Genomic DNA, 14,220 nt, shown 5'->3' on the forward strand with positions numbered 1-14,220 from the left:
AAGGAAGCGTGCTCCATTGCCTAAAAAAGGGAAACACTATGAAAAAGGTTAAAGGAAGGAATCTCTCATTGCCCGCTGGATCGATAAAGCGCTCATTTTTATCGTTTGAACTCCACCTCCTCTCTAATATTCTGCTTTTTTGGTATACATTTGCAGTGGGACAAGAGGACTGGCGCGAGTCCTAGTTGATGTTGTACTAGTGAGACACGCCACCCGTCCTTCTGTTCCATACATAATTCTCCAGTGCAAAGAAAAAACTATCAATAAGCATTGTGCATAAGTAAATAGATTGGGGGATCAGATTTGAAGGCTTCGGATTTGTTTGTGAAATGTTTAGAAAATGAGGGTGTTAAGTATATATTTGGAATCCCTGGTGAGGAAAATACTGATTTTGTTGAGTCGCTGAATGGTTCAGATATTGAATTGATTCTTGTTCATCATGAACAGGCGGCAGCTTTTATGGCGGATGTTTTCGGGCGCCTGACAGGAAAACCCGGTGTTTGCCTTGCTACACTTGGGCCAGGAGCAACCAATTTACTGACGGGGATAGGGGACGCCTATCTAGATCATGCACCAGTGGTCGCGATCACGGGCCAGGCCGGCCTTGAACGTATACATAAGGAATCCCACCAATATGTCGATATTATTGGGGTTTTTGAGAAAGTAACAAAATGGAATCAGCAAATTCGGGTAGCCCATACAATACCTGAAATCGTCCGGAAGGCTTTTAAACAAGCAGTCCTTGAAAAGCCTGGTGCTGTTCATATTGAGCTCCCTGAAGATATTGCGATGTCTGAAACAGAGGGGACGCCGCTTCCGGTCACACCTATACCAGCTTCGAGTCCTGCAAAAAGCGCCATCCAAAAGGCTGCTGAGGTCATTAACCGTGCAAAAAAACCGATCATTTTAGCTGGAAATGGCGTCTTTCGTGATGGAGCGACAGATGCATTAAGGGAATTTGCTGAAGCCAAGAATATTCCAGTTGTTAATACGTTCATGGCCAAAGGCGTTTTGCCTTCCAACCATCCATTAACCCTTTATACGGTTGGTATGCAGGCGAAGGATTATGTACTTTGTGGATTTGACCAAGCTGATCTTATTATTACTGCGGGATATGATTTTGTCGAGTATTTACCTAAATATTGGAACGATGAAGCAATGAATCCGATTATTCATATTGATAGTCTGCCTGCTGAAGTGGATGCCTACTATCCATTGGCTGCAGAGCTGGTCGGTAATGTAAAAGAGGGGATCGCAGCATTAAATCCTCTAGTCGAGCGAAAAGAGCTTTCGCCGGAAATTCAAACATTAAAAGCGCAGCTGGTTGAAAAACTTCATGCATCCGATGAACTGTCTGGAAGTCCTGTTAAACCGCAAAGAATCATTGCTGATATCAAAAAAGCGGAGAAAGGCGAAGCCATCATCATTTCCGATGTGGGGGCGCATAAAATGTGGATTGCGCGTCTTTATCAGCCGGAAAAGCCTAATCATACGATTATCTCAAATGGATGGGCATCGATGGGAATTGCCGTGCCGGGTGCGATCGCGGCAAAACTGGCACATCCTGAAAAACCGGTCATTGCGGTTACAGGGGATGGCGGTTTTCTCATGAATGGTGTCGAACTGGCAACAGCAAAACGCCTCGGACTGGCATTTGTGATTGTCATTTTCCATGATTCGAAATTTGGTTTAATTGAGTGGAAACAACTCAATAAATTTAATCGCTCAAGTGATATTGCTTTTACCGATCCGGACTTTTTGGATTTTGCTAAAAGTTTCGGTGTGAAGGGAGTAAAAGTAAGCCATTCTGATGACTTGTTACCTGCTTTAGAGAAGGCTATTGCAAGTCAGGAGATTGTTTTAATTGATGTGGATGTCGATTATTCAGAAAACGTCAAACTGTCAAAAACACTTGGGGATTACATTTGTAGAATATAGAAGACAGGAGGAATGCTGCATGAAGAAAAAATGGCCATTATGGATTGGCGGTCAGTGGCAGGAAGCAAAGACATATGAACCATTGTATAATCCCCACACGGATGAGGAATTGGCCGAAATCGGACAGGCGGAACCGGCTGATGCCGAACTTGCTATAACGAATGCACATGAAGCGTTTCAAACATTCAAATCCCATCCGGCACATGCCCGTGCAGAAATTTTAGCAAAAGCTGCCGACATTATTGAACAACATGGTGAGGAATGTGCGAAAATCATAGCACTTGAGGGAGCTAAATCCATTCGAAATGCCCGTGAGGAAATCAGCCGTACGGTTCAAACTTATCAATTTGCGGCTGAAGCAGCAAAGAGTAATTATGGTGAACAAATTCCAATGGATGCAGCCAAAGGCGGGGAAAACCGCTTTGGATTTACGATTCATACGCCGATTGGCGTCGTTACGGCTATTACTCCATTTAATTTTCCATTTAATCTTGTCGCCCATAAGGTCGGTCCAGCCATCGCGGCAGGGAATTCGATTGTCTTAAAGCCTGCCGAACAAACACCATTAAGTTCCTTGTTACTTGCAGAAATTTTTCAGGAGGCCGGGCTGCCGGATGGAGTGCTTAACATTATTCCGGGTAAAGGCGAGGTTCTAAGTAAAACCCTAACAGGCCATCCTTATGTGAAAAATGTGACCTTTACAGGAAGTGTGGAAGTCGGGCATATTATTCAACAGCAGGCAGGGTTTCGTAAACTTACGCTCGAACTGGGATCCAATTCCCCGTTGATTATTGATGAAGGTGCCGACCTTGAAAAAGTAATTGAGCCCAGTGTGATGGGGTCTTTCTCCTACAATGGACAAGTGTGTATTTCGATTCAGCGAATTTATGTTCATCAATCGCTATATCAAGAATATTTAAATCGATTCATCAAGAGAACCAAAGAGCTTGTTATCGGTTCACCGCTTGATGAACAAACAAATATTACAGCCGTCATTTCAAAAAAATCGTTGGATCGGCTTCAGAGCTGGCTTGAGGAAGCGGTGAAAGAAGGGGCAAAGATTGAGTGCGGGGGGACTGTCGAAGGGAATATCATGGCACCGACCGTTTTAACAAATGTAAACCGTGATTCAAAAGTGTTCCGTTCTGAAATATTTGGCCCAATCGTTTGTATTTTCCCGTTTGATACGTTGGATGAAGCCATAAATGATGCTAACGACTCCCGTTACGGATTGAATTCAGGAATCTTTACACCAAGTATTGAGCGGGCTTTTTATGCAGCGCAGCGCTTAGAGACGGGCGGAGTCATTATCAATGACATTCCAACCTTTCGGATTGACAACATGCCTTATGGAGGCTGGAAAGACAGCGGTGTCGGCAGAGAAGGGATTAAATATGCCATGCATGAAATGATGGAGCAAAAATTTATTAGTTTTAAATTAAATGAACATTGATAAGTGGGGCAAAGGGACAGGCATCGTGCCCCTTTGTCCAATTCTCCCCGTCCAAATGAAAAAGCGGATGTTCCAGAGAGTAGAACCACTGACACTACCCGAAAGTATGATTAGAACGGAGGCAAAGTGCTTCCGTTTTAATTTTTCTAAGGAAATTTTAAAAATAGCCAACAGTCGTTATTTTGTACATATTGTATGGGATAAACCATAAGTAGTAAGGGACTGACCCTAAAATAGAGTCAGCCCCTTTTTACATCATAATCAGGTTTATTTATTCAACCAAACGTTTGTACCATTTGGGTTAACAATATTAATAGAACCGTCTGCAGGGATATCGAATCCTTGGACGTTTTGACTAATTGCAGCTGTTTGATCAAGATTATCAAATTCAATACGTGGATAATCCTTCATAATCAGTTTAATAGCTTCTTGGTATAAGGCAGCTCTTTCTTTTTGATCAACGGTTTCGGTTAGGGCTTTGTTTAATAAGGCATCTACTTCAGGGTTTTTGTAGCCTTTTCCATTACCAAGGGAACCAATTTGGTCGGAATGGAACGTTTTATTTAGGAAGAAGTATGGATCCGGATACCATGACCAGCCTCCGATATACATTGGTGCATTTCCTTTGGCTGCAAGCTCGCTTAGCGTGCCCCATTCTGTTACTTTAACATCCACATCAATATTTAAATTTTCCTTCATTTGGTTTTGGAAAATCGTTGCATATGGAACACGAGATTCTAATACATAAAGCTCTGTTTTAAAACCTTTTGCATATTTTGTTTCAGCTAAAAGCTTCTTAGCTTCTTTAGGATCATATTGAGGCTTAAGCTTTTCCAAATCTTTGCTGTATCCCCATGATTCCTTTGGAAGTGGAGCATAGGAAACGGATGCGCCTCCCCATTGGCTGACACCTTTCACAATTTCCTCAACATTTGTAGCCTTATAGATTGCTTCCCTTACTTTTGGATCTGCAGTAGGTCCACTCATATTGTTTAAATCAAGATAGGTTAATGAAAGTCCTGGTTTGGATAAAAGGGTTAAATTCTTATCTGTTTCAATAACTTTACGATTTTGACCTTTAATATCTGTAGCTATATCGACATCGCCAGAACGAAGAGCGTTTGTCATCATGTTTGGATCTTTAATAATTTTAAAGGTAACACCATCAAGATAAGGCTTTTCACCCCAATATTTATCATTGCGGACTAAATTTACTTTTTGATCTGTTTGCCAGTCTTTAAGTTGGAATGGGCCAGTTCCGACTAAATGAGCGCCGAATTGATCTCCCCATCCATCTACTTCTTCTTTCGGAATAATGATATTTCCTGGGTCTGTAAGCATGGCTAATAGGGAAGCATTTGGTTTTGGCATATGAATTGTAACCTCAAATTTCCCCGTAACTTCTACAGAGTCAACACCGGATAAACGGCTTAATGCAGATTCTTTAGCAGAACGCTCTAGGCTATATTTAACATCCTCTGCCGTCATTTGTCTGCCATCTTGGTATTTCCCTGGTTGGAAATAAACATCTTCTCTTAACTTGAATGTATAGGATTTTAAATCGTCAGAGGCTTTCCACTCTGTGGCCAAGGATGGTTTGAAATCACTTAAATCCTTGTTATAAACAATGAGTGTATTCCCAATAGAACGCATAATTTGCGACTCATATGCACCAGTATATTTAATAGGATCCAGTGTGTTGGGGTTGGAAGAAAGGCCGACATTCAATGTACCCCCGCTTTTTGGTTCGTTATTAGCAGCTTGTCCATCCGAACCTTTTTTGGAGTCCGAACTGCTGCAGGCACTGATCGCGAAAACTGCTGTTATCAATACAAGGATGAACAGGTATTGCTTGAATTTCTTCATAAAAATAAACCTCCTGTAAAGTTATAACTTAAAGTTGATTCATATAATGAATCGTTAATTCAATATTTGAATTATTATTTAATTTACCATAACCTTTAAGATAATGTAAATAATTTTTTGAAATATATAAAAAGCTAAAAAATTTACAATATAACCATATTTACAAATAAAAAATGGAATGATAAAATTGTCACTATTCAAATAGTGAATCATTGATTCGAATATTGAATAAAAAGGAGGAGGAAAATGGGTAAGTACATTGTTGGTAGAATTTTAAATATGATACCTACTTTATTAATAGTTGCTATCATTGTTTTTTTAATCACTCGTCTGCTGCCGGGGAATCCTGCAGCCGTCATGCTTGGTCCACAAGCTAGTGCGGCGGATATCAAAGCTTTGACAGAGGAACTGGGATTAAATCAACCACTATATATTCAATTTGTTGATTATATAGGCAATTTACTTCAAGGAGATCTTGGAAACTCCTTAACGTATAACAAACCGGTCATCGATTTAATTCTGGAACGCTTTCCAAATACTGTGATTCTTGCGGTTTGTGCCTTAATCATTTCCATCGTCATCGGGGTCCCAGCGGGCATTATCGCAGCAAGAAAGCAAAATTCCATTTTTGATTATCTTTTTACAACTTTTTCTTTAATTGGTGTTTCGATGCCCATTTTCTGGCTTGGAATTATGCTCGTCTTGTTTTTTAGTGTGAATTTAGGCTGGTTTCCAGCAACAGGTATGGGTTCAATGGAAGCCGGTGCTGGTGATTTCTTCAGCCATTTAATCCTGCCAAGTATTGCACTCGCAACGATTCCTACTGCACAGTTTGCTAGAATTACCCGTTCAAGTATGCTGGAGGTTATCTCACAGGACTATGTGAAAACAGCTCGTTCTAAAGGTTTAAGTGAGTTTATTGTCATTTGTAAGCATGCTTTTAAAAATGCATTAACACCTCTTCTTACGGTATTAGGCCTTCAGGTTTCGTCCATGCTTGGAGGAGCGGTATTAACAGAAACGATTTTCAGTTGGCCTGGGATTGGACTATTGATTATTGATGCAATTGGAAAAAGGGACTTTGTCGTTGTTCAAAATATGGTTATCTTTATTGCCTTAATCTATGTGGTTGTCAATCTAGTAGTCGATATTTTATATAAAGTAGTAAACCCAAGAATTAAATATTCATCAAACAAAGGAGGGTCATAAGTAATGTCTACAGGGCAGCAAGGAATCGTACTGGAACAAACTCAAGTAAAAACTAAAAATGAGCACTCATTATTTAGGAAATTGATACGCAATCGTTTTGCGGCTTTTGGATTATTTGTAATATTGCTGCTGATCTTAACAGCAATATTTGCTCCTGTCATTGCTACGTATCCTCCTAATAAAATGAATGTAACCAAGTCGCTTTTAGGAATTGGCGTAGAAGGACACATTCTAGGGACAGACAATTATGGCCGTGATATTTTTAGCAGATTAGTATATGGAGCGAGAATATCCATGCTGGTTGGAATCGGGGCGGTACTATTTGGGGCCGTAGTTGGAACACTGCTAGGAGTTATATCCGGATATTTTGGAGGAAAATGGGATTCTATCATTATGCGTTTCATGGATGGGCTTTCTGCTTTCCCTTTTATCCTATTGGCCATTACCTTGATGAGCGTTCTTGGACAAGGATTAGTCAATGTAATTATTGCGATTGGAGTAGGGAATATTCCGGGGTTTGCAAGAGTAGTACGTGGACAGGTATTAAGTGTTAAACATTCGGAATATATCGAGGTGACGCGGTCCTTAGGAGCTAAACATAGCCGCATTATCTTCCATCATGTATTGCCAAATAGTTTTGCCCCATTAATTGTTTATGCAACGATGAGTATCGCAGGTGCAATTATTTCAGAGGCCTCACTTAGTTTCTTAGGGCTTGGAGTACAGCCTCCAACTGCATCGTGGGGAAGTATGCTGCAGGATGGGAAGGACTTTCTAGTCTTAAATCCTCATATGGCCACGATTCCTGGTCTAGCCATATTGATTACGGTTGTTGGAATTAATCTATTTGGTGACGGGCTGCGCGATGCTCTTGACCCGAAAATGAAAGCCTAACATCAAAGGAGGCGTAACAGATGTCGGAGGAATTATTAAAAGTTGAAAATTTAGAAGTTCAATTTAAATCTGGCTCCGCGATTACAAAAGCTGTAAATGGAGTCAGTTTTACCTTAAATAGAAGAGAAAACATTGGGATTGTAGGCGAATCAGGATCCGGCAAAAGCGTTACCGCCACATCCTTGCTGCGTCTTATTCCCAGTCCGCCTGGAAAAATAAGCGGAGGAGCGATTCATTTTGACGGAAAGGATCTGTTGAAGTTATCGGAAAAAGAAATGAAATCCATTCGTGGAAACGAAATTTCGATGATATTCCAGGATCCATTAACGAGTCTTAACCCTGTATTCACTGTAGGGGATCAAATTATCGAATCGATTAAAACCCACCAAAAGGTTTCGAAAAAGGAAGCCAAGAAAAAAGCTATCGAAATGCTGAAGCTTGTGGGAATCCCGGCACCGGAAAAAAGAATTAATATGTATCCCCATGAATTTTCCGGCGGAATGAGGCAGCGTGTGATGATTGCCATTGCCCTGTCATGTAATCCAAAGCTTCTTATAGCTGACGAACCTACTACCGCACTGGATGTGACGGTTCAGGCACAAATATTAGATTTGATGAAAAGGCTGCAGGATGAATTTAACACAGCGATCATTATGATTACCCATGATTTAGGGGTAGTATGGGAGCTGTGCGACAAGGTGCTTGTGATGTATGCAGGAAATGTCGTCGAGTATGGGACGGTTAAGGAAATCTATGATCAGCCGAAGCATCCGTATACATGGGGACTTCTAGATTCGCAAATTACGGAAAGTGTCAGTGAGGATCAACCATTGACAACCATCCCTGGCAGTCCACCGGATCTTAGGCAGGAGATAACAGGGTGTCCGTTTGCGGCCCGGTGTGCTTATGCACAAGATGTTTGTTTTACTAACAAGCCTAAAATGACAGAGGTCGGAGAAAACCATTATGCTGCCTGTCATTTTCAAACGAAGGAAAACCGCTTAGACAGAAAGGAGAAAACAGCCCATGACAGAGCCATTGTTACAAGTTAGGGAACTAAAGAAGCATTTCCCCTTGGAAAGTCCCATTCCTTTTGTAAAATCCAGACTAAGCGTGAAAGCTGTCGATGGGGTCAGTTTTGATGTTTATCGCGGTGAAACCCTAGGGGTGGTTGGAGAATCTGGCTGCGGAAAATCAACCATGGCTCGTTTAGTGAACCAGCTGATTACACCTTCAAGCGGGACGGTACAATTTAAAGGTGAAAATTTAATCGGGATGGATGGGAAAAAGCTCCGGGAAACGAGAAAATCCATCCAAATGGTTTTCCAGGATCCGTATGCCTCTTTGGATCCGAGAAAAACAATCGGGGAATTAATCGCAGAGCCCATGGTGATTCATCGTATTGGCGACAAGACATCACAAAAGAAACGAGTAGAAGAATTGTTGGAAGTCGTTGGTTTAAGCCAGTATCATGCCAAACGATATCCGCACGAATTTTCTGGCGGCCAAAGGCAAAGGATTAATATCGCCAGAGCCTTAGTTCTGAATCCGGACATTATCATTTGTGACGAACCAGTGTCCGCCCTTGATGTATCTGTACAGGCACAGGTTATTAATCTATTAAAAGAATTGCAAAGGGAATTTGATTTAACCTATATTTTTATTTCCCATGATTTAAATGTGGTCCGATACATGTGTGACCGGATTGCAGTGATGTATTTAGGAAAAATCGTGGAAATGGGAACATATAAGGAAATTTATGAGGATCCAAAGCATCCGTATACAAAAGCGTTATTATCTGCTATTCCAAAAGAAAATCCGCACGACCGGAAGGAAAGAATTATTTTAAAAGATTCTGTGCCTAACCCTATTAACCCGCCATCGGGGTGTCATTTCCACGAACGTTGTCCGGTTGCGATGGACAGATGTAAAAGGGAAGCACCGCAGTTAATCGATACGGGGAATGGCCATATTGCATCATGTCATTTACTTAACGAACAATAGGAGGAACGAAAAAATGTCTTTTAAACATGTCATCGAGCTATATGAATTATTAGATAATCAATACGTAACAGGGGAAGAGGTTAAAGCCTATTTAGATACAATTCAAGGTGAAGGTGAAGTGGTTGTTGAAACCGTTAAAGGGGAACTTGGTTCAACGGATTTTATTAAAATTACCATCCCTGGTAGAAATGGAAAGTCAAAAGGCGGAGATGCGGCAACATTAGGGATTATCGGACGCCTTGGCGGAATCGGCGCTCGACCTGAAATGACAGGTTTTGTTTCCGACGGAGATGGCGCTTTATCCGCTATATCAGCTGCGGCTAAATTATTGGACATGACCAAAAAAGGGGATCAATTGAACGGGGATGTCATCATTACCACCCATATTTGTCCAACTGCACCAACCTTACCGCATGACCCGGTACCATTTATGAATTCTCCAGTCGATATTTTAACTATGAATCAGCACGAGGTAACGGCTGAAATGGATGCCATTCTTTCGATTGATACAACAAAAGGAAATATGATTCTGAACCATAAAGGTTTTGCCCTCACTCCGACTGTAAAAGAAGGCTATATTTTAAAAGTAAGTGATGATCTGTTACAAGTTTATACACAATCAACCGGAATTCTTCCTGTTACCATGCCTATTACCACACAGGATATCACTCCATATGGAAACGGTGTATTTCATATTAATAGTATCCTTCAGCCTTCCGTTGCAACGTCTAGTCCAGTTGTTGGCGTGGCGATTACAACTCAAACAACTGTTGCCGGATGTGGTACGGGTGCCACTCATTTAACTGACGTGGAGCAGGTTGTCCGCTTTGTGATCGAAGTGGCTAAAGTGTACGGCGATAACAAATGCTCTTTCTTCAACGCGGAGGAATTCAACCATTTAGAAAATCTATATGGAAAAATGACTCACTTACAAACTAAAGGTAACCAGGAGGTTGTGAAATAATGGATACCACCGAATTAAAACAAAGATTAATAGATGAAGTGGAATCAAGAAAAGAAGAGCTTCTGGAACTATGCAGTTCGTTAATTAAAATCCCAAGCGAAAACCCTCCTGGTGATTCAACGGAAATTAGCCAATTTATCGCCGATTACTTAGGTAAATTTGGCATTTCAGTGGACTGGCATGAGTCAGCAGATAAAATGTATAATCTAATCTCCACAGTGGGAAATCGTAACGAAGGAAAAAATCTGATTTTCTGTGGTCATACCGATGTTGTTCCTGCGGGAGATCGTTCGAAGTGGGACTTTGACCCATTTTGCGGGGAAATAAAAGACGGCTGGATGCTTGGAAGAGGCGCAAGTGACATGAAGGCAGGGCTTTCAGGTTTAATTTTTGCCACAACGATTTTAAAGCGTTTGAATATTGAGCTCCCTGGAAGCTTATCACTTGTCATTGTTCCGGATGAAGAAACTGGCGGTGAATTTGGGGTCCCATGGCTTTTAGAAAAGGGCCTCGTAAAAGGGGATGGCTGTTTAATCGCAGAGCCGTCTTCACCAAGAAACCCAACGATTGGTCAAAAAGGTTCATACTGGTTTGAGCTTGAAGTATTTGGCGAGCCGGGACATGGAAGCTTATCTCCGTTGGCTGGTCAAAATGCCATCAGTGATATGGTAAAAGCACTAATTGAGGTTCAGAAATTATGGGATTTAACCATTGAAATTCCGGAAAGTGTTAAACCGTTAATCGAGGTAACCCACCGATACATGCGGGAAGTAGAGACTGAACGATTGAAATACATCGATGTATTTGAAAAAATCACCGTAAATATTGGCACTATTGAAGGCGGTACAAAATCAAATGTCATTCCTGAAAGCTGTAAAGTTCAAGTGGATTGCCGTTTGCCGTTTGGCATTACGCAAGAGGAAGTAACAGCCATGCTAACGGATAAATTGGATCAATTAGGAATTCGATATGAATTACGCCGCTTCGGTTTCAGAAGTCAAGCAAATTATACGGATGCCAATGATCCAGTATGTAAAGCGATTGTTGATAATATTACATTCGTCACAGATGAGGAAGCGTATGGCGTGATGCAATGGGCGAGCAGTGATGCCAAACATTTTAGAGAATACGATATTCCAGTACTCCAATATGGTCCGGCCTATTTACCGACTATTCACGGATATAACGAAAGAGTAAAAACGGAACAAATCATTACTTGCGCAAAAGTCTATATTGCAGCTGTGATTGATTTTCTCTATTCCAAATAAGATGAGCGTTTAGAAACTTGAGGCCTTCTATTTTCATCCAGATTTATTAAGAATTTGGTATGATAGATTAGGATTCTCAAGTTTTGTGATTGGGTGGGGGAGGATTATATGCTAAAGACATTAGATGATTCACTAAAGGTTATTCGGATGTTTACAAGGAGCAGACCGGAATGGGGAGGCAGGGAACTTGCCCAAGAGATGAAAATGGATCACGCAAAAATATATCGGATTCTTGAAACCTTTGAATCTAATAGTTTCATACGGAAGGATCCAGTAACGAAGAAATATTCATTAGGCCTGGCCTCATGGGAACTAGGGATGAATATGTATAATAGTTTAAATCTGAAACAGATCATTCACCCTGTATTAGAGGAATTATTCAAACAGACGGGTGAATCTGTTTTTCTTACCTTACTAGATAAGGATCAGGCCGTTACCTTTGAAGCCATAGAACCTGATAATAAGGTGAAATTCTCAGTATCAGTAGGAAGCAGGGCGCCTTTATATGTAGGTGCTTCTTATCGCAGTATTTTGGCCTTTATGCCAGATGATTTTATTGAAAACTATTTAAATACGTACGAATTAAAGCAATATACGGAAAAAACAAAGACGAATTCGGACGAGTTAAGAGAGGAATTACAGGTGATAAGGGAGAATGGCTGGGCCATGAGCGAGGGAGAATTCACCCCAGATATTATTGCGATCGCCGTTCCACTATTCCAACAAGATCGAATCATTGGCTCGTTAACCGTATCAGGACCGAATTATCGAATGTCGCAAAAGAAAATAAACGAATCGATTCCTATTTTAAAAAAGGCTAGGGATGAATTAGCCGATATGATTGAAAAATATCAATTAAAGATACGGCTTTAATTATATAGGTGGCCAAAAGGCAACTGCAAAATTCTGCAAGGGCTTACGGCCTCCTAGTATTTATAATCTAAGAGGAGAGTTACAGATGCAAAAATACATAGATGTAGCTAAATCTGTTCTCCAACAGAATTTGTATGTGAGAAAAGATGAGCAGGTTTTAATTGTAACGGATTCGGAACTATTGGACATAGCCGAGATTTTCCAAGCAGCAGGGACAGAATTAGGAAATGAAACGGTATTAATGGAAATGGCCACTAGGTCAAAGTCGGGAGAGGAACCTCCTCGTATCGTCAGTGAGGCCATGCGCTCCGCTGATGTTGTTTTTTGTATCACAAAACACTCGCTTACACATACAAAGGCAAGAAAAGAAGCTGCTAAAGGCGGTTCACGAATTGCCACCATGCCTGGACTGACTTTAGATATGCTTGAAGAAGGTGCCATTACGGCTGACTATTCGGAAGTGGAGAGGCTGACAGCAAAGTATTGTGAAATCCTTGGAAATGGTGAACAGGTAGAAATTAGAAAAGGAAATGACAAGTTATTCTTCACGATTAAAGGGAGAAAGGCGATTCCAAGTACTGGTGTGTTCCGGGAAAAGGGTGAATCCGGAAATCTTCCATCAGGGGAAAGCTATATTGCGCCGCTTGAGGATTCGGCAAATGGCACAATCACCATTGACGGCTCTATTTCAGGAATTGGTGTCTTAAATGAACCCGTAACTTTACATGTTGAAAACGGAAAATTAGCAGCAGCAAGCGGTGAAAAAGGCAAACAACTGCTGGAACTTTTAGGCGACGGGGAAGGCCGTACCATTGCTGAGTTTGGAATTGGTACAAACAAAAAAGCCCGGTTAACCGGTAACGTATTAGAGGATGAAAAGGTCTTTGGGACCGTTCATATTGCATTTGGAAGCAACAAATCCTTTGGCGGCCAAACAGAAGCTGGCGTTCATATTGATTGTGTCATCAAAGAACCAATTGTGTTCATTGATGGAGAACGAATTGTTTAGACGGTCCACTAAGATAAAGTATTAACGCGGTAAATCAGGTGCCACTTGCACCGCCCGCATTTTGTTGAAGATTTGACTTGTAGCAGTTACGCGGAGGAGTGTTGGCAGCACTTCTCTTTCGCGTGCCTGTCACGCCCCGAATTTTGTCGATTCAACTCTTGGAAAGGAGATCCAAAAAGAACAATTCAATTGAGGAATCACCTGTTAGGCTAGTCCCAAGTGTCAGTGTTTAAAGTTTGTTCAATATTTCACAAATTATTTCTCAAAACCCATGCTATAATGAAATCAGAAAGAACGAAGGAGTGATAAACATGATGGTTTGCGAATGGATCAACTTCTCTACTGATTCTGAAACATTTACATTAGAAGCTTTTGAAGAAGCGGTGGGGGATGAATTTGAGGCAATGCTGTTTAAGGAGAACGAAGTAATCCCGGCCTATATATGGACAGTGAATTATGTTGTTTTTGTCAAAAGGTCTTCTAAAATCCTAACCGATATTTCCTTTGAAAAAATCCCAAGAAATCCAGTTTGTGCATAAGGTTATGCTCTTTTTTTAAAAATGTTTATGTGAAAACATTCACAAACAAATAGGTAAATAATCACAGCATTAACAATTTGGATACATTATTGCCATGATTCGGTCACTTTTTAGGAAGTTCTGTTTATTCATTTCATGCTAAGATTTTAATCACTCAACAAGATTACGAGAAACCCGGTATAGGAGTAATGCTGCTTTAAAAA

Annotated in this window: 12 protein-coding genes; 11 read left to right on the forward strand and 1 reads right to left on the reverse strand. The window is 40.9% G+C overall.

Annotated elements, in window-relative coordinates; translation table 11 throughout:
- Positions 1-303 precede the first annotated feature (303 nt).
- Entirely contained in the window at positions 304-1,938 is a 1,635-nt protein-coding gene (locus tag IE222_RS14515; protein ID WP_191274007.1) for an acetolactate synthase large subunit, read from the forward strand.
- 19 nt (positions 1,939-1,957) lie between these two features.
- Entirely contained in the window at positions 1,958-3,391 is a 1,434-nt protein-coding gene (locus IE222_RS14520) for an aldehyde dehydrogenase family protein (protein ID WP_191274009.1), read from the forward strand.
- A gap of 267 nt (positions 3,392-3,658) precedes the next feature.
- On the opposite strand, the gene IE222_RS14525 is transcribed toward IE222_RS14520, so the two are convergent.
- Positions 3,659-5,257, reverse strand: coding sequence for an ABC transporter substrate-binding protein (locus IE222_RS14525; protein ID WP_191274011.1), 1,599 nt, complete (start codon positions 5,255-5,257; stop codon positions 3,659-3,661).
- Positions 5,258-5,503: 246 nt separating this feature from the next.
- Between IE222_RS14525 and IE222_RS14530 the strand changes: the two genes are divergently transcribed.
- From IE222_RS14530 to IE222_RS14570, 9 genes are all read left to right on the forward strand, one after another.
- Positions 5,504-6,466 carry an ABC transporter permease gene (locus tag IE222_RS14530; protein ID WP_127489106.1) on the forward strand — a complete coding sequence of 321 codons (963 nt, stop codon included), beginning with the start codon at positions 5,504-5,506 and terminating at the stop codon, positions 6,464-6,466.
- Between the two features lie 3 nt (positions 6,467-6,469).
- Positions 6,470-7,360, forward strand: coding sequence for an ABC transporter permease (locus tag IE222_RS14535; RefSeq protein WP_223282715.1), 891 nt, complete (start codon positions 6,470-6,472; stop codon positions 7,358-7,360).
- A 20-nt stretch (positions 7,361-7,380) separates the two neighbouring features.
- The gene (locus IE222_RS14540) at positions 7,381-8,412 is read left to right on the forward strand and encodes an ABC transporter ATP-binding protein (RefSeq protein WP_191274012.1); all 1,032 of its coding nucleotides are present in this window, start codon (positions 7,381-7,383) and stop codon (positions 8,410-8,412) included.
- Positions 8,387-9,364: an ABC transporter ATP-binding protein gene (locus IE222_RS14545; protein ID WP_191274013.1), complete on the forward strand. Its 978-nt coding sequence runs from the start codon at positions 8,387-8,389 to the stop codon at positions 9,362-9,364. The genes IE222_RS14540 and IE222_RS14545 overlap by 26 nt, the downstream gene beginning before the upstream one ends.
- A 13-nt stretch (positions 9,365-9,377) precedes the next feature.
- Positions 9,378-10,328 (forward strand): DUF1177 domain-containing protein, encoded by a 951-nt coding sequence (locus IE222_RS14550; protein WP_191274014.1) that lies wholly within the window; start codon positions 9,378-9,380, stop codon positions 10,326-10,328.
- Positions 10,325-11,596, forward strand: coding sequence for a M20 family metallopeptidase (locus IE222_RS14555; RefSeq protein ID WP_370465054.1), 1,272 nt, complete (start codon positions 10,325-10,327; stop codon positions 11,594-11,596). Before IE222_RS14550 ends, IE222_RS14555 begins: the two co-directional genes overlap by 4 nt.
- Before the next feature lie 108 nt (positions 11,597-11,704).
- Positions 11,705-12,469 (forward strand): IclR family transcriptional regulator, encoded by a 765-nt coding sequence (locus tag IE222_RS14560; RefSeq protein ID WP_191274016.1) that lies wholly within the window; start codon positions 11,705-11,707, stop codon positions 12,467-12,469.
- A gap of 85 nt (positions 12,470-12,554) precedes the next feature.
- Positions 12,555-13,478, forward strand: a complete 924-nt coding sequence (locus IE222_RS14565; protein WP_191274017.1) for an aminopeptidase — start codon at positions 12,555-12,557, stop codon at positions 13,476-13,478.
- Between the two features lie 311 nt (positions 13,479-13,789).
- Positions 13,790-14,017 carry a hypothetical protein gene (locus IE222_RS14570; protein ID WP_191274018.1) on the forward strand — a complete coding sequence of 76 codons (228 nt, stop codon included), beginning with the start codon at positions 13,790-13,792 and terminating at the stop codon, positions 14,015-14,017.
- The last annotated feature ends 203 nt before the right edge of the window (positions 14,018-14,220 follow it).

Origin of the sequence: Neobacillus kokaensis, from assembly GCF_014656545.1 — a bacterium.
Classification (GTDB): Bacteria; Bacillota; Bacilli; order Bacillales; family Cytobacillaceae; genus Neobacillus; species Neobacillus kokaensis.